At 52.6% G+C, this 16,283-nt stretch carries 14 protein-coding genes; 7 read left to right on the top strand and 7 right to left on the bottom strand.

Annotated elements, in window-relative coordinates; translation table 11 throughout:
- Positions 1-20 precede the first annotated feature (20 nt).
- Positions 21-1,304, bottom strand: coding sequence for an adenosylmethionine--8-amino-7-oxononanoate transaminase (gene bioA, locus MIB40_RS10405; protein ID WP_249693773.1), 1,284 nt, complete (start codon positions 1,302-1,304; stop codon positions 21-23).
- 193 nt (positions 1,305-1,497) lie between these two features.
- On the opposite strand from bioA, the gene MIB40_RS10400 reads away from it, so the two are divergent.
- Entirely contained in the window at positions 1,498-3,534 is a 2,037-nt protein-coding gene (locus MIB40_RS10400) for a putative bifunctional diguanylate cyclase/phosphodiesterase (protein WP_249693771.1), read from the top strand.
- A gap of 113 nt (positions 3,535-3,647) precedes the next feature.
- Positions 3,648-5,273 carry a methyl-accepting chemotaxis protein gene (locus MIB40_RS10395; RefSeq protein ID WP_249693769.1) on the top strand — a complete coding sequence of 542 codons (1,626 nt, stop codon included), beginning with the start codon at positions 3,648-3,650 and terminating at the stop codon, positions 5,271-5,273.
- 113 nt (positions 5,274-5,386) lie between these two features.
- On the opposite strand, the gene groL is transcribed toward MIB40_RS10395, so the two are convergent.
- The 3 genes from groL to MIB40_RS10380 form a co-directional block, all read right to left on the bottom strand.
- A complete protein-coding gene (gene groL, locus MIB40_RS10390) occupies positions 5,387-7,033 on the bottom strand; it encodes a chaperonin GroEL (protein ID WP_249693768.1) in 1,647 nt (548 codons plus the stop codon).
- A 57-nt stretch (positions 7,034-7,090) separates the two neighbouring features.
- Entirely contained in the window at positions 7,091-7,384 is a 294-nt protein-coding gene (locus tag MIB40_RS10385; protein WP_249693764.1) for a co-chaperone GroES, read from the bottom strand.
- Positions 7,385-7,590: 206 nt separating this feature from the next.
- Entirely contained in the window at positions 7,591-8,034 is a 444-nt protein-coding gene (locus tag MIB40_RS10380; RefSeq protein ID WP_249693763.1) for an FxsA family protein, read from the bottom strand.
- Positions 8,035-8,258: 224 nt separating this feature from the next.
- On the opposite strand from MIB40_RS10380, the gene MIB40_RS10375 reads away from it, so the two are divergent.
- A complete protein-coding gene (locus MIB40_RS10375; RefSeq protein WP_249693761.1) occupies positions 8,259-9,017 on the top strand; it encodes an SDR family oxidoreductase in 759 nt (252 codons plus the stop codon).
- Positions 9,018-9,121: 104 nt separating this feature from the next.
- Here the strand turns inward: MIB40_RS10375 and MIB40_RS10370 are convergent, their stop codons facing one another.
- From MIB40_RS10370 to MIB40_RS10360, 3 genes are all read right to left on the bottom strand, one after another.
- A complete protein-coding gene (locus MIB40_RS10370) occupies positions 9,122-10,252 on the bottom strand; it encodes an amino acid ABC transporter substrate-binding protein (protein WP_249693760.1) in 1,131 nt (376 codons plus the stop codon).
- A gap of 72 nt (positions 10,253-10,324) precedes the next feature.
- On the bottom strand, positions 10,325-11,092 hold the full coding sequence (locus MIB40_RS10365) for an MlaA family lipoprotein (protein WP_249693758.1): 768 nt from the start codon (positions 11,090-11,092) through the stop codon (positions 10,325-10,327).
- Positions 11,093-11,115: 23 nt separating this feature from the next.
- On the bottom strand, positions 11,116-12,396 hold the full coding sequence (locus tag MIB40_RS10360) for an alpha/beta hydrolase (RefSeq protein ID WP_249693757.1): 1,281 nt from the start codon (positions 12,394-12,396) through the stop codon (positions 11,116-11,118).
- A gap of 268 nt (positions 12,397-12,664) precedes the next feature.
- On the opposite strand from MIB40_RS10360, the gene MIB40_RS10355 reads away from it, so the two are divergent.
- The 4 genes from MIB40_RS10355 to MIB40_RS10340 are packed head-to-tail and all read left to right on the top strand — an operon-like array spanning position 12,665 to position 16,240.
- Positions 12,665-12,988, top strand: coding sequence for an MGMT family protein (locus tag MIB40_RS10355; RefSeq protein WP_249693755.1), 324 nt, complete (start codon positions 12,665-12,667; stop codon positions 12,986-12,988).
- The gene (locus MIB40_RS10350; protein WP_249693753.1) at positions 12,988-14,325 is read left to right on the top strand and encodes an AmpG family muropeptide MFS transporter; all 1,338 of its coding nucleotides are present in this window, start codon (positions 12,988-12,990) and stop codon (positions 14,323-14,325) included. The genes MIB40_RS10355 and MIB40_RS10350 overlap by 1 nt, the downstream gene beginning before the upstream one ends.
- A complete protein-coding gene (locus MIB40_RS10345) occupies positions 14,312-15,226 on the top strand; it encodes an ABC transporter ATP-binding protein (RefSeq protein ID WP_249693751.1) in 915 nt (304 codons plus the stop codon). The genes MIB40_RS10350 and MIB40_RS10345 overlap by 14 nt, the downstream gene beginning before the upstream one ends.
- Positions 15,227-16,240, top strand: coding sequence for an ABC transporter permease (locus tag MIB40_RS10340; RefSeq protein ID WP_249693750.1), 1,014 nt, complete (start codon positions 15,227-15,229; stop codon positions 16,238-16,240).
- Positions 16,241-16,283: the final 43 nt, after the last annotated feature.

Here is a 16,283-nt window from a genome sequence, read left to right as displayed (position 1 = left end):
TCGATACCGGCCATCCGGATTCAAAGAGAAGACAGCACCTTATAGATGCCCGACATCAAGTGGTCGAGTTGACCCGCGTCCATTATATAAGGCGGCATCACATACACCAGCTTGCCGAAAGGGCGTACCCAAATACCCTGAGCAACAAACTGTGGCTGGATCTCTGCCATATTGACCGGATCGATCAGTTCCACGACCCCGATGGCGCCCAACACACGCACATCGGCTACCGCAGGCAAAGTACGACAGGGTTCCAAGCCTAGCTGCAAACCCTGCTCAAGAGCCTGGACCTGGGTCTGCCATAAACCGGTCTCGAGAATTTCCAGGCTGGCATTGGCGACGGAACAGGCCAAGGGGTTGGCCATAAATGTCGGGCCATGCATAAACACCCCGGCTTGTGAGATGGTGTCGCTGACTTGCTGAGTGCACAATGTCGCTGCCATGGTCATATAACCGCCGGTCAGAGCCTTGCCCAGACAGAGAATATCCGGAGCAATTCCCGCATGCTCGCAGGCAAACAAGCGACCCGTACGACCGAAACCGGTAGCGATTTCATCGAGAATCAATAACACCTCATATTGATCACAGAGCTCTCTGGCACGGCGCACGTAATGGGGTGAATAAAACCGCATACCTCCGGCGCCCTGGACAACCGGCTCCAGAATCAGGGCGGCAATCTCTTCGTGATGGGTTTCCAGCATCTGCTGGAGCGTCGAGATATCGGCTTCATCCCAATCATCGCCATAGCCACATTGGGGTGCAGGAGCAAACAGGTGCTGGGGTAACATACCGGTAAAGAGTTCATGCATACCATTAACGGGGTCGCAGGTTGCCATCGCCCCAAAGGTATCGCCGTGGTAACCATTGCGAACCGTCAACAGACGATGTTTACCCGGTCGTCCCGCTGAGTGCCAGTATTGAATCGCCATTTTAAGTGCGACCTCGACCGATACAGACCCTGAATCGGCAAAGAAAACCTGCTGCAACGCATCAGGCACCATTTTCAATAAGCGCCGGGCAAGATCGATGGCGGGTTTATGAGTTAACCCACCGAACATCACATGAGACATTTGCGACGCTTGCTCTTGAATGGCCGCATTCAGGTGCGGGTGATTGTAACCATGAATCGTTGACCACCAGGAGGCCATACCATCGATCAACTGACGGCCATCGGCGAGCGTCAAAGTGACACCTTCAGCACTGACTACCGGAAATTGCTCATAGCGATTAACCATCGAGGTATAGGGGTGCCAGATATGCTCAGCATCGAAACGCATATCGTCGGCGGTAATAACAGTGCTCATAGTCCTCAATCCAGATGGGAATGCGGGGCTCATCATAGCCCGAGCCCCGAGTATCGGCAAAAATAATCGTTGAATTATGCGCCCACCCCTCCCAAATAACTTTTGACCACCAGCACCTTATTTCCGATACTGAAGTCCTGCCGCCATGTATATAACGTTGACGTGCTTTCGCACGCCATTCTCGGGAGCCAATTTGATCATCGAAAAGCGGGACCGGTTATCCTTCAAGCTACTCCGTGTGGTGCTCGCTTCAGCTTGCCTGGTGGGCACGGTGCTCAGTGCGGCCCAAATCGGTGTGGATGCCATCAACTCGCAAAAAGAGATCGACCAGCGGGCACAAAATGTCCTGGCGATGGTTCGTGACCCGGCGGTTCAGGCCGTTTATAGCCTGGACCGGGAAATGGCCGAACAGGTCATCGAGGGTCTGTTCGAAGACCATTCAGTACGATTTGCGTCCATCGGCCACCCTGACGAGGAAACTCTCGCCTCAAAACAACGACCTCTGAAGGAAGAACCCTATCGCTGGTTGACCGATCAGGTTTTCCACTCCGAGCGCAATTACCAGGTCAGCCTGTATGGCAAACTACCCTACAACGAATACTACGGTGATTTGAAGATCACTCTCGATACCTCCTCCTACGGGACCGATTTTGTTAATCGAGCCATTATTATTTTTACCTCCGGAATTCTACGCGCCATAGCGATGGCGACCGTGCTCTACCTGATTTTTACCTGGCTGGTGACTCGCCCTCTGACTCGAATTGCCAAAAGCCTGTCACATATCAACCCTGATCAACCAGGGAATATCCAGGTTCCCATGATCGAAGGCAACGAGCGTAATGAGCTTGGCCTCTGGGTGCGTACCATCAACCAGTTGCTGGCGTCGATAGAACGCAATCATTCCAAACGCCAGCGCGCCGAAGCTCATGTACTGAGACTGGCACAGTACGATTTCCTGACCGGATTGCCCAACCGCATCATGCTGCAAAAGCAGCTACAACGAATCCTGCCAGAGGCCCAGCAGCGTGAACAAATGGTCGCCGTCCTCTGTTGCGGCATCAATGATTTCAAAAGTATCAACGAACAATACACCTATAAGATGGGTGACTATCTGCTGATGACTCTGGCCGATCGGCTACGCAATCAACAAATACCCGTTCGTGCTGTTGGCCGTCTGGGTGGGGACCAGTTTGCCATCATTCAGGATAAGCTAAAGCAACCTTACGAAGCGGCCGAACTGGCACAAAGCATTCTGAACGAGCTGAAAGAACCCTTTGTCATCGAGAATGAAAAAGTCACGCTGGAAGCGACGCTGGGAATTTCGCTATTCCCCTCCGATGGCAAAAACCCGGAAACCCTGTTGCAGAAAGCGGAACAAACGATGACGCTGGCCAAGGCACGAGGCAACCGTTACCAGTTTTATGTCGCCAGCGTCGATAGTGAAATGCGAGAACGCAAGCGGCTGGAACGTGAACTGGGTGAAGCGTTGGCCATGGATAAACTGCAACTGGTTTATCAGCCCCAAATTGACCTTGAAACCGGACGCGTTGCGGGTGCCGAGGCATTGTTACGCTGGCAACACGAAGAACAAGGCTGGATATCCCCGGACATTTTTATTCCTCTGGCAGAAAAAAGTGACCTGATCATCGATATCGGTGAATGGGTACTGGACCGCGCCTGCGCACAACTCAAGATCTGGCATACCCTGGGCTTCCCCGACCTGCGAATGGCCGTTAACCTGTCGGCTGTGCAACTCAAGCAACCCGACCTTACCGAGCTGGTCGTACGCACGTTACAAAAGCATAAGATTCCTGCCCATACACTAGAGCTGGAGATGACCGAAACCGGCATTATGGAAGACCTGACAGCGGCTGCCACCGCCCTGAAAGCGATTAAAAAATCCGGGGTCTTGTTGGCCATGGATGACTTTGGTACGGGCTATTCATCTCTCAGTTATCTCAAGCAGTTACCCTTCGACAAAATCAAAATCGATAAGAGCTTTGTGCAGGAAATCATCGACAATCAGGATGATTCCACCATTGTGCGAGCGATTATCCAACTGGGAGAAAGCCTTGGCTTGCCCGTTATCGCCGAAGGCGTAGAGACCGAAGCCCACGAAACCTACCTGATCCAGAATGGTTGCCAGGAAGGTCAGGGATACTATTATTGCAAGCCCGTCCCCCCCGATGAATTTGTGCATTATTTGCAACAATCATTTCTACTTTCTTGACAGCCTTCATACCCCCTCCCTATTTATTCGCCTCTTACCGATATTCAGGGCGCCGCTATCCTCGGCTTAGTCTACACTGACGAATAAGTTAGGTAGTTTCAGGGGAAAATTCCATGAATTGGTTTTCACGATCTCTTCTGGTGCAGGTGTGCACAGGCATTATCGCCGGAGTTCTGTTAATTATATTGACCGCTCTTTGGGGCATATCCCAGCTCAGCGGAACCATCAGCGAATACGACCACCTGGTGGATCACGACTTGCAAAACTCCCAGCGAGCGCTTGAAATGAATATCGAGTTCAAGCGCCAGGTGCAAGAATGGAAGAATGTCCTGTTACGCGGCAGCGACGACGCGCAACGGGATAAATACTGGGGTCGATTCAACAAGGAGCAGGAAAAGATCCAGACCCTGGGCAAGGAACTCTCGGCTCGCATTGATATTGCCGACGCCAAGTTGTTGGTGGATCAGTTCATCAGCGAACACCAAAAAATGGGCACTGCCTATACCCAAGGCTATAACGCTTTTGTCGCCGCCAATTACGATTCAGCCGTAGGCGACAAGGCCGTTTCCGGAATTGACCGGGCCCCCTCCAAACTGCTGGATGAAGCCGGCGAAGCGCTAAACCTGGCTGCCCTGGAACATAGCAAAGAGCTTCAAGACAGTAGCCAAGCCCTGATCATCACTATTGCTGTGGTCATGCTGTTACTGTCGGCGGCTGCCACGGCAACGATCATCTGGTATATCAATCGCAGTGTAGTCGCTCCCACGTTGAGCATTAGCCAGCACCTTACCCATATCAGCGAAGGCGATCTGTCCCATACCAATACCATCGAGCGCAACGACGAATTGGGAAGTTTGGCAGATGCCTCTCGTCAGCTGCAACAAGCCCTGAATGCAACCGTCGAACAGCTTAACTCGACGCTGGTCGGACTGCAGGAGTCTTCCGGCCAGTTGAAGCAAAATTCGGATGACATCAATCACAGTACCCACGAGCAACACGAGCGAACCGATCAGGTCGCGACCGCTATGAACGAGATGTCAGCCACCGCCAGCGAAGTGGCCAACCACGCAGCCAACGCGGTCGGCGGTGCCAACGATGCCGATGAGGCGAGTCAACAGGGTATGAGTGTTATGAAAAATGCACTGCAAACGATTGCGGCCATGGCGACCGAAATCAACACCACAGCCCAGGTCATCGGTGAACTGGAAACCAACAGCATTCAGATTGGTACCGTACTGGATGTGATTCGCAGCATTGCCGAGCAAACCAACCTGTTAGCATTGAATGCCGCCATAGAGGCCGCACGAGCTGGCGAACAGGGACGAGGCTTCGCCGTGGTCGCCGATGAAGTTCGAACGCTGGCCCAACGCACCCAGCAATCCACCACCGAAATACAAGGTATTATCGAGAAGGTGCAACAGGGTGCGGTCAATGCGGTGAGCGCGATCAACCAGGGCACCAGCAAGATGACCGAGTGCGAGGAGATTGTCGAGGAAGCGGCCAATAAGCTGGAGGACATAACCTCTGCCGTTGAAGCGATTCGCGATATGAATACTCAGATCGCCACGGCAGCCGAGGAACAAAGTTCCGTATCGGAAGATATCACTCGCAATATTACCGAGATCACCAGCATCGCGTCTGAGAACAGCGACAAGGCCAAACAAACCAGCGAGACCAGCCTGCGTCTGGTGTCATTATCCGACGAACTGGATCAGATATCCCGGCGCTTACGCCACTAGGCCAACAACCATCAATCGCGACCCTGTCTTGCAGACATAAAAAAACCCGTCAGTAATTGACGGGTTTTTTTATGGATCGCCAGCAAGGCTGGCGATCAGAGTGCCAGGCTGGCTTACATCATGCCGCCCATGCCACCCATTCCGCCCATGCCACCCATATCAGGCATGGCTGGAGCAGCGCCGCCTTCGGCAGGCTTGTCAGCAACCATGGCTTCGGTGGTGATCATCAGGCCAGCAACAGAAGCCGCCGCTTGCAGTGCAGCACGAGTTACCTTGGCAGGATCCAGGATACCCATTTCCATCATGTCGCCGTACTCGCCAGTCGCAGCGTTGTAGCCGAAGCTGCCTTCGCCGTTCTTAACGCGCTCAACCACAACAGAACCTTCATCACCGGAGTTGGCAGCGATCTGGCGGATAGGACCTTCCAGCGCACGCAACGCCAGGGCGATACCGGCATTTTGCTCGTCGTTAGCACCTTCCACTTCGATGGTAGACAAAGCACGGATCAGTGCAACACCACCACCGGCCACAACGCCTTCTTCAACCGCAGCACGGGTAGCGTGCAGGGCATCTTCAACGCGGGCTTTCTTCTCTTTCATTTCTACTTCGGTGGCCGCGCCAACCTTGATAACGGCTACGCCGCCAGCCAGTTTGGCAACACGCTCTTGCAGCTTCTCACGATCGTAATCGGAGCTGGACTGCTCGATTTCAGCACGAATCTGCTCAACACGACCCGTGATGTCCTGAGCCACACCGGCACCGTCAACCACGGTGGTGTCTTCCTTGGTGATAGAGACACGCTTGGCGCTTCCCAGATCTTCCAGGGTCGCGGTTTCCAGGCTCATGCCCACTTCTTCAGAGATCACAGTACCGCCGGTCAGGATAGCGATATCCTGCAGCATGGCCTTACGGCGATCGCCAAATCCTGGCGCCTTAACGGCAGAAACCTTAACGATACCGCGCATGTTGTTCACAACCAGAGTCGCCAGGGCTTCGCCTTCAACGTCTTCGGCAATGATCAGCAGTGGGCGCGAGGCCTTGGCAACATTTTCCAGAACTGGCAGCAGCTCACGAATGTTGGAGATCTTCTTGTCAACCAGAAGAATGAAGGGGTTTTCCAGGTCGCAGCTCATGCTTTCCTGGTTGTTGATGAAGTAAGGAGACAGGTAACCGCGATCGAACTGCATACCTTCAACCACGTCCAGTTCGTTGGACAGGCCGCTGCCCTCTTCAACGGTGATAACACCTTCTTTACCGACTTTTTCCATCGCTTCGGCGATGATATTTCCGACTTCTTCGTCGCTGTTGGCAGAGATAGTACCCACCTGAGCGATGGACTTGGCGTCAGTACAAGGAATGGCCATTTCCTGCAGGGAAGCAACAACGGCGTGGGTAGCCTTGTCGATACCGCGCTTGAGGTCCATTGGGTTCATGCCCGCAGCAACGGCCTTGAGGCCTTCGTTGACAATGGATTGCGCCAGAACAGTCGCAGTCGTGGTACCGTCACCCGCCTGATCGTTCGCCTGGGAAGCAACTTCCTTGACCATCTGTGCGCCCATGTTCTCGAACTTGTCTTCCAGCTCGATCTCTTTAGCAACAGAAACACCATCTTTGGTGATGGTTGGGGCACCGAAAGACTTCTCCAGCACGACGTTACGGCCCTTGGGACCCAGAGTAGCTTTTACAGCGTCAGCCAATACGTTTACACCAGCCAGCATACGTTGACGGGCGCTATCACCGAACAAAACTTCTTTAGCCATTGTTCTATTCCTTAAAAATTCAGTTGTGTATCAATGCGAAGGGAGTTGTACAGAGTCTTAGGACTCAAGCACACCGTAGATTTCGCTTTCGTTCATGATAATCAGCTCTTCGCCATCAACCTTAACGGTGTTGCTACCGGCATACTGACCAAATACGACCTTGTCACCCACTTTAACGCTCAGGGGGCGCAGCTCGCCACTTTGCTGAACGGCGCCTTCGCCAACAGCAACGATCTCGCCCTGATTAGGCTTCTCCGTAGCGGAACCTGGCAGCACAATGCCACCTGCAGTGGTAGTTTCCTCTTCCTGACGACGTACAACCACACGGTCGTGTAACGGACGAATTTTCATTGATATTTCTCCAGTGTTTTACAAAATGCTGGAAGACCAGCAACCGTTTAGTATCTGCTCCCGGACGAACCGGAAAATTCAGGGGCTTTACTGCTCTTTAGCCCCTTATTGCCCCGCAGCCTGCTTATGCAATGCAGCGGAAGCGTATTGGGTGATCCTGTAGATGGGGGTGACTCGAGAGATTTCAACACCCGGGCAGAAAAAAATTAATCTTCGCGCCGATATTCGCCATCGATCACATTGGAGTCTCGATCAAACCCGGGACGGGCACCAAAACGGGTGGATTGACCACCGACAAAAAAGCGCCCTGAAGCGATCAACTTACCAACCATCGCCCTTCTCAGAGGGGCGATCAGGCAAACAAAGCCAAAGGTATCGGTTACGAAACCCGGGGTTAGCAGGAGCGCGCCTCCCACAGCCAAGAGAAATCCTTCCACTATTTCCTGCGCGGGCATTTCACCACTGTTCATACGCTGATTGGCTCGCATCAGGGTACTAAGGCCTTGCTGGCGCAGCAGGTTGATACCAATCACGGCGGTCAGTAGCACCAGACCCACGGTATACCAGGCACCAATCACCTCTCCCACCTTGATCAATACCAGCATCTCTACAATAGGGACGATAATAAACAGCAAAAATAGTATGCGCATGGTCAATATCCAGCAAAAGTATGGGGTTATAGATGGAGGCAATTGATCAAAGTTCAACCCCTGCTCGCAATCCCTGCCAGGTCGGTCATGGCCGGAGGAAACCGAGCCATAGATACAGGCCTTGCGTCATTCATTAGTGGTCAGGCCCAACGGCTCCAGGTTCAGGTATGATGGCACGCAACCCCTTTCAATCGATACCTAAAGCCTAAACAGAGGAGATTCCCATGGAACTAACCAATAAGAACATCATTATTACCGGTGCCGGACAGGGACTCGGACGCACGATGGCAGTAGAGCTGGCCCGCAAAGGCGCCAACATCGCCCTGGTCGACCTTAATAAAGAAAAGCTACAGGAAAGCCTGCAGGCCTGCGAAGAAGCGGGCAGCAGCGCGCGCTATTACCTGACCAACGTCGCCGATGAAAGCGCCGTGGAAGCCATGGTGCAACAGGTCGCAAATGATTTTGGCCAGATTGATGGACTGATTAACAATGCAGGCATTTTACGTGATGGGCTGCTGATCAAGTCTCGTGATGGTGAAATGACCAAAATGAGTCTGTCTCAATGGCAATCGGTGATCGACGTTAACCTGACCGGTGTGTTCCTCTGCACCCGGGAAGTAGCCGCACAGATGGTCGAGAAACAAAATAGTGGCGTCATTATTAATATCTCCAGTATTTCCCGCGCCGGTAATATGGGGCAAACCAACTATTCCGCTGCCAAGGCCGGAGTCGCCGCCATGACCGTTAGCTGGGCCAAGGAACTGGCACGTTTCAATATTCGTTGCGCAGCCATCGCTCCCGGCTTTATTGCCACCGATATGACCGCCGGTATGAAGCCCGAGGCACTGGATCGCATGACCGCCGGCATTCCCCTCAAACGCATGGGAACCTGCGAAGAGATTGCCCATTCCGCGGCGTACATCTTTGAAAACGATTACTACAGCGGTCGCATTATCGAACTCGATGGCGGCTTACGCCTGTAATAACCACTGACGTCTAAGGTGAAATAAAAAAGCCCCGTGACATGAGCTGTTCACGGGGCTTTTAAATCACAACAGGGAAAGCTCATCGCTCCACTGAAAAACGACTAACGATCATTCCAGGGAACAAAGAGCACAGAGTCTTTTTCCGCATATCGTTCAGGCAAAACAAGGTGGCGGTCACCACCCTGCCATTGAATGATATACATCGATTTGCCGTTTTGCTTGCCACTGCCATCGACCCTGTAACGCCCAACCACCGACACAAAGGTCATCTTGCGAAGCTGATCACGGACGGCGTCCCGGTCCTGGGTCTTGGACAGACGAACCGCTGCCTCCAAAACTTCTCCTGCCGCGTAGCCACCAGCCGCATTACTGTCAGCGGCTTCGTTGTACAAGCGGCGGTAACGGAAATCAAAATCAAACGCCATCGGCTCTCGTACGGCTCGAATCCAGGGGGTAAAACCCAGTATCCCCTCAGCATCAGCACCCAGAGTCTGACCAAAAGCATTCAACGATGGACCCGATGTAAACCCGATAGCTCTGGGGCTAAAATTTTGCCGCTTAGCCTCTTTGACGATAGCGATGGAATCACTCAAGTAAGCGGCGCCCAGTACCAATTCGGCACCCTGATTTTTCAAATCTTTCACCATGCTGGAGAAGTCTTGGGTGTTCGAGGAGTAACCGGAAAAAACCACGACCTCCATTCCCAGCTCTTCGGCCAACTTCTTGGCTCCCATGGCAACTTCCCGGGTAAACAGACTATCCCGATACAGAATACCAACCCGCTCTACCCCCACTTCTTTACCAATCTCCAGGCCGTCATCCATATAGCGACCCGCGGGCAGGTCCACCTGGAAGATATTTTTATAACCGCGCTCCCAAATAGCTTCAGCCGCGGCGGTACCCGACACCATGGGTATCCCATGCTTTTCTGCTACGTCACTGGCAGCCAGTGTCAAATCGGACGCATAGGGTCCTACCAGGAAATCGACCTTGTCTCGCGTCACCAGACGCTCATACAACTGGGCACTGGTTTGCAGATCCGATTGATCGTCGTAGTGCACGATTTCCACTTTGGAACCCAGCAAGGCACCTCGTGAATTCAGGTCCTTGGCCCACATTTCAAGGCCCCTGAGCAGGCTCTTGCCCTGGGATTTATACTCCCCGGAGAGAGACACCGTTATGCCTATCTTAATGCTCTCCTGGTGGCTTGTGGCAAGCGCACTGTTAGTCATTAAAGACACCAACAGCACGCAGGAGAACAACATTTGCATCAGTCTATAAACAGATCTCATCGCTCTCATCCCTTATTTTTCAATATCCAGTTTACGCTTTTGCAACCAAAGCTCCCTGACCAGCTCATACTCGAACGGAGAACCGGTCTCGTAGTAACGGAACGAGGTATTGGCGCGCGTATCGATGCCATTCATTACCATAAGAGCCAGCTCTTCTTCGGATTTCATATCCAGTTCGTTATAAACAGCCGACATCATCAGAGTATCCACTCCAAGACCTATACCGTCACGAGCAGAAGAGGGGCCGAACAGCGGCAGCACCAGATAGGGCCCGTTGCCAACTCCCCAGTAACCCAAGGTTTGGCCAAAATCTTCCTTGTGCTTGGGAATACCGAAATAAGTGGCCGCATCCAAAAAGCCAAGCAGCCCTACCGTGGTATTGGTAACAAAACGGCCTGCCGTCTGATAGCTCTTGGTAAATTCGAGCTGGAAGACACTGTTAAAAAATGTCGGTATCTCACGGATGTTATTGAAGAAGTTATGGATACCGGTTTCTACCGGATCGGGCGTGATGAACTGGTAGCCATCCACAACGGGCAACAGAACATAGCGATCCAGGTGATAGTTAAACCGGTACATGGTCCTGTTAAAACCTTCCCAGGGGTCATAGTCGTCCTTGACCATATAGTCACCATCTTTGGCGACCAGCTTACCGGCGTCATAATAAGCCTTATCGGCTACATCGCCATCGACTCTCGGGTTGGTGCTGCAGGCCGAGACAAAAGTCCCCATAACAAGCACCAGAAAAATACGCATCAGAGTATTTGTGTTGTTACTCATAATATTGATCATTTCCCCGCCCCCTAGTTCTTAAACACGCTGATCATATGAGCCACATTATCCCGGTGTGACATATTCCCGCAGTGACCTCCCTTGGGGTAAATTTTGGCTCGATCGCCAAACACGCGGGGGAAGAAATCGATTTCACCGGGCGCGAGAATGATGTCATCGGCGTTATGCATGACTTCAATCTTATCGGATGATTTAAAGTAGGACTCCAGCGCTTCAAGGTTCATGGTGCGGGCAAACCCTTCCCGGTCCAGCTCGGGATGCTGCGGTTTGTAATAGGGGTAGAAAAAGCCGTGAAAGTAATCGGTAAAGCCAAGCTGATTCGCCACAACCATATAATCACCCGGGCTGGAATTTCGGGTCATGGTGACATTGGAAGGCACCACAAAACCATATTGATTGATCACGTCAGAGGTGTAGATAAGACTCGAAGATGACAGGCGGAACGATACGCCAATAAGTGCGGCAAGCTCCTCGTTATTGGGATCCAGCGCCTTGTATGCCTTGAACAAAAACTCGCCATCCATATCGACGGTATCTGATTTCTGGTAAACCTTACTCACCTCGTCCATCAAGGAGTTCAGAAACTGGTCGAAGTTATCCGCGCCGCCTGGAATATTTTGACTCATGCGATCGAGTAGAGAGATGGAGTTATAAAGGCTGACAGGCGGGTTAATCAGCAGGGCCTTACGAAAGTTGAAGGATTGGCGCTCTTCATCGAGCTTGGTCACAAAGGCCGCATTGAAGCCCCCAAGACTGTATCCGGTTACATAATAGTCGGTAACTTCAACACGACTCTTATGCTTTTCCCGGATTTTTTCCATCACCCGGTAGATATCCTTGGCATCCTCGTAAGCATGACCTGGCACCGAATTCTCAGAGGCCGAAACAATGAAGTTCATATAGGTGGGCGATGAGATAGATACCACATGGAACCCCGCGTGGTAGAACGCCTTGCCCATTTCGACATTTTTGGCGCCATTATGAGAAGCACCGGTCCCGGCAATCATAAACACCAGCGGCGCCGCTTCGTCTTGCCAGGCATAGGAATAACGCAGGGTTTCATCGAAGAAGAACGGGTCAGGAACCTGGCGATCCTCAAAAATCCGGATACGGCTGGAACTCATGGGGTTTTCTTCGGGCAAATCAGCGGCCACTTCCGGCAAGGTACCCACCACTGTGGCGGCATAGCTGCTGTAGGTCGAGCCCAACGTAGGAAAATCGTAGGGCTGCTGATTCGCCCATACCGAAACTGCGTACAGCCCGGTAAGGAGCAGTGCGAGTGCCTTCTTCATTCCTGATCTCCTTGATCATTTATATCTATAATCTGATCTATTGGCGCTCTTTGAGCGTATTACCAATACAGTCCCCACAGAATACCTAATACCCCGAACGAAAGTATAGTTCACATACGTCTCCGCCACGGACATCGGCCGATTAATTGTCTCGGTAGCGCACTGCTGAGTATTCCCTGGCCCGTGCATCCCCTTCAAGCCCAGGTTAGTTGTACCCTCCTCACATAAGGTACTATAGGAATCGACTCCCTTACTCTGCTGACCAATAATGGAACTCCATACTCCTCAAACGAAAATCTGGCACGTTGTCAGTCTGGTACCCAGCGGTAGCGTTGTAACCTATGGCCAGGTTGCCCGTATGGCTGGATTGCCTCAACATGCCCGTATGGTTGGCAGCGTGTTAAAGCAGTTACCCCAGGGGTCAATGATTCCCTGGCACCGGGTGATCAATAGCAAAGGGCGTTTATCCTTCCCCGAAGGCTCACCCCAATACCTGCGCCAACAACAACGTCTGCTCGATGAAGGCATAGAGTTTGTTGGCGATCGTATCCCTCTGCGGCGTTTCCAGTGGCAGGGAGGCTTGGAAGCCTAATGCCGTCACACTCTATCTGGCAGGCGCTACTCAATCGTCGCATGCTGATCTGCGTCTTTACCGGTTTCGCTTCCGGATTACCACTCTATGTGTTGATTTCCATGCTGCCCGCCTGGCTGCGTAGCGAGGGAGTAAGCCTGACGGAAATTGGTCTCTTTACCCTGATCGGTTTTCCTTACACCTGGAAGTTTCTTTGGTCTCCCCTGATGGAACGGTTTCGTTTTCCTTTACTGGGGCTGCGACGGGGCTGGATGCTTTCCACCCAACTGGGTTTGCTGCTGTCGATCGCAGCGTTGGGTATGGTGCCCACCAGTAATCTGGGTTTGATTGCAGCCATCGCAGCCATAATGGCATTTTTCAGCGCCAGCCAGGATATTGTGCTGGATGCCTACCGACGCGAAATCCTGCCCGACCACGAACTTGGACTGGGCAACTCATTCCACGTCAATGCGTACCGTATTGCCGGTTTGATTCCCGGTTCGCTGGCCTTGATTCTGGCCGATATCATGCCCTGGTCGACGGTTTTTCCAATCGTTGCCCTGTTCATGCTGTTTGGCATCGCGCTCACCCTGAGCGTCGACGAACCCTCACATGCAGCCAAGCCACCAGCGACTCTGGAGCATGCAGTCAAAGCTCCCTTTATCGAGTTTTTTAATCGCAACGGAGCCCGCCAGGCCTGCCTGATCCTGGCCTTTATGTTTCTATACAAACTGGGCGACAGCATGGCCACGGCGCTGGCCACGCCTTTTTATCTGGATATGGGATTCAGTCTGACTGAAATAGGCGTCATCGCTAAACACGCCGGACTTTGGCCCATGATCATTGGTGGTATCCTTGGCGGTGTTCTGATGGTACGCATTGGTATCAATCGCGCGCTTTGGGTCTTCGGTGCAGTGCAGATCGTTTCCATTCTCGGTTTTATAGTATTGGCCGAAAACGGCTACAATCTGTGGTTACTCGCGCTGGTAATCGGTTTCGAATATCTGGGAGTCGGACTCGGCACGGCCGCCTTCGTCGCCTTTATCGCTCGAAGCACCAGTCGCGCCCATACAGCCACGCAACTAGCCCTCTTTACGGCGTTGACCGCTTTGCCCCGCACGGTGGCCAATGCGTTTACCGGGTTTATTGTTGATGCCGTTGGCTGGAGTCAGTTTTTTATATTCTGCACCCTGCTGGCTATTCCCGGCATGCTGCTATTGCTCAAAGTCGCCCCCTGGGGCGAAGACCCGGCACCAGCAATAGAGAATGCCCCCTCAAGCAACGACCGACGGAAAGTCGAAGCAACAACGAAGAAGCCACCCGAGACCGTTACAGGAAACACCGATGGCATTCACTGACCCGATGCCGACACATGCCCCCCTGCTTGAAGTAGTAGGGCTGCGTAAGGAATACCCTGAACTGGTAGCAGTGGACGATATCAGTTTTACCATCCCGGCTGGAGTCTGTTTTGGGTTGCTGGGACCAAACGGGGCAGGGAAAACAACAACCCTGGAGATGATTGAAGGCATCACAGAGCCCAGCGCCGGCGACATACATTTCCGGGGCAAACCCCGTACTAAAGCCTTTACTCGTTATGCTGGTATTCAATTCCAGAACACCGCGCTGATGGATTACCTTCGCGTGGATGAAATATTGTCGTTGTTTGCCAGTTTCTATCAACGAACCCGGCCGATTGAAGAGCTGGTTGAGCTCTGCGAGCTGAACAGCTTTCGCGATCGCTATGCCACTCGATTATCCGGCGGTCAGCGCCAACGGCTTCTGCTGGCGCTGGCACTATTGAATGATCCTGAGATTATCTTCCTCGATGAACCTACCACCGGCCTGGACCCTCAGTCACGCCGTCGCTTTTGGGAGTTGATTCGGGATATAAAGCGTCAGGGAAAGACCTTGGTGCTAACCACCCACTACATGGATGAGGCGGAGCTCCTGTGCGACCAATTACTGATTCTTGATCGCGGCCGCATCATCGACAGCGGATCTCCCGAAAGCCTGCTACATCGTCATTTCAATGATCTTTGTATCAGCCTGCCTGAGAGTGCCGTAAAAAATCAGCTCGATAAGATCGATATCCCCTGTCAGGCAAACGGACACGAAATAGAGTTTTTTGCCCCCTCAGTTGAATCAACACTGCAACAATTTATAGCCCTCGGGATTCCACTATCCGGTCTGAAAATACGCAATCGAACGCTCGATGATCTTTTTCTTAAATTGACCGGACACCAACTGAGAGGGGAATAGATGCGCGCTTTTCTGGCTCTATTGCTGGCCCGCAACAAGGAATATCTTCGTGACCGATCGGCGCTGGCCTGGTCATTGATTCTGCCGATCTTTATCGTCATCGGATTCTCCTTTGCCTTCTCTAACGAACAGCGAGATCTGTTCAAGGTAGGCTATGTGGATCAACCTTCCCAACAACCCTTACCGCTACAACATCTTGATTACATTCAATGGGTCGCCTTTAAAGACCGCGAGACAGGGATCGATCGAGTACGTTACCACCAGATCGATTTACTGCTGGAGGCTGGAGAGCCTACTCGCTACTGGATTAACCCGGACAGCCGCAACGGCTACTTCTTGCAAGCACTACTAACGACCGATGAGCAGGCAGAACAATCCCCCCACCTTCGTCAATCCGTGAGCGGGCGAGCCGTGCGTTACCTCGACTGGGTTATGCCGGGCATCCTGGGTATGAACATGATGTTCAGTTCATTATTCGGGGTCGGGTATGTAATCGTTCGCTACCGCAAAAATGGCGTACTCAAACGCCTGCAAGCAACCCCAATCAGCGCCGCCCAATTTGTCAGCGCGCAGGTCACATCCCGATTGATGATTACCCTGACCATCAGTAGCCTGATTTTTATCGGCAGCAAGTTGTTAATAGATTTCATTATGCTCGGCTCTTACCTGGCGCTATTACTGGTTGCCCTGATGGGGGCGATCAGCATGATCTCTTTAGGGCTGTTAATCGCCGCACATACCGCCAGTGAAGAACTGGCAGGTGGACTTTTGAATATCTGTAGCTGGCCGATGATGTTCCTCTCCGGCGTCTGGTTTTCACTGGAAGGGGCTCATCCCTGGATGCAATCATTCGCACAGCTATTGCCACTGACCCATATCGTCGCTGCGGCACGATCCGTGATGATCGATGGGGCCGGCTTGCTGGATGTGGGCCACCACCTGCTGGCATTGGGGGTTATGACCCTTCTATTTGTTGCCCTGGCATCGCGCCTGTTCCGTTGGGAACGCGGATAATTGGCGGTTAAAACTCCTGACCAGTGCAGTCCGCCCCGGTCAG

Origin of the sequence: Aestuariirhabdus haliotis (assembly GCF_023509475.1) — a bacterium.
Classification (GTDB): Bacteria; Pseudomonadota; Gammaproteobacteria; order Pseudomonadales; family Aestuariirhabdaceae; genus Aestuariirhabdus; species Aestuariirhabdus haliotis.
Note: the sequence above shows the minus strand (reverse complement) of the source record. Positions and strands in the feature narration are given on the sequence as shown.

What these genes read in the sequence shown, in the direction of transcription:
- bioA (WP_249693773.1), bottom strand. Translation starts at nt 1,304, where the DNA reads ATGAGCACTGTTATTACCGCCGACGATATGCGTTTCGATGCTGAGCAT.
- MIB40_RS10395 (WP_249693769.1), top strand. Translation starts at nt 3,648, where the DNA reads ATGAATTGGTTTTCACGATCTCTTCTGGTGCAGGTGTGCACAGGCATT.
- groL (WP_249693768.1), bottom strand. Translation starts at nt 7,033, where the DNA reads ATGGCTAAAGAAGTTTTGTTCGGTGATAGCGCCCGTCAACGTATGCTG.
- MIB40_RS10385 (WP_249693764.1), bottom strand. Translation starts at nt 7,384, where the DNA reads ATGAAAATTCGTCCGTTACACGACCGTGTGGTTGTACGTCGTCAGGAA.
- MIB40_RS10380 (WP_249693763.1), bottom strand. Translation starts at nt 8,034, where the DNA reads ATGCGCATACTATTTTTGCTGTTTATTATCGTCCCTATTGTAGAGATG.
- MIB40_RS10375 (WP_249693761.1), top strand. Translation starts at nt 8,259, where the DNA reads ATGGAACTAACCAATAAGAACATCATTATTACCGGTGCCGGACAGGGA.
- MIB40_RS10370 (WP_249693760.1), bottom strand. Translation starts at nt 10,252, where the DNA reads ATGACTAACAGTGCGCTTGCCACAAGCCACCAGGAGAGCATTAAGATA.
- MIB40_RS10365 (WP_249693758.1), bottom strand. Translation starts at nt 11,092, where the DNA reads ATGAGTAACAACACAAATACTCTGATGCGTATTTTTCTGGTGCTTGTT.
- MIB40_RS10360 (WP_249693757.1), bottom strand. Translation starts at nt 12,396, where the DNA reads ATGAAGAAGGCACTCGCACTGCTCCTTACCGGGCTGTACGCAGTTTCG.
- MIB40_RS10355 (WP_249693755.1), top strand. Translation starts at nt 12,665, where the DNA reads ATGGAACTCCATACTCCTCAAACGAAAATCTGGCACGTTGTCAGTCTG.
- MIB40_RS10350 (WP_249693753.1), top strand. Translation starts at nt 12,988, where the DNA reads ATGCCGTCACACTCTATCTGGCAGGCGCTACTCAATCGTCGCATGCTG.
- MIB40_RS10345 (WP_249693751.1), top strand. Translation starts at nt 14,312, where the DNA reads ATGGCATTCACTGACCCGATGCCGACACATGCCCCCCTGCTTGAAGTA.
- MIB40_RS10340 (WP_249693750.1), top strand. Translation starts at nt 15,227, where the DNA reads ATGCGCGCTTTTCTGGCTCTATTGCTGGCCCGCAACAAGGAATATCTT.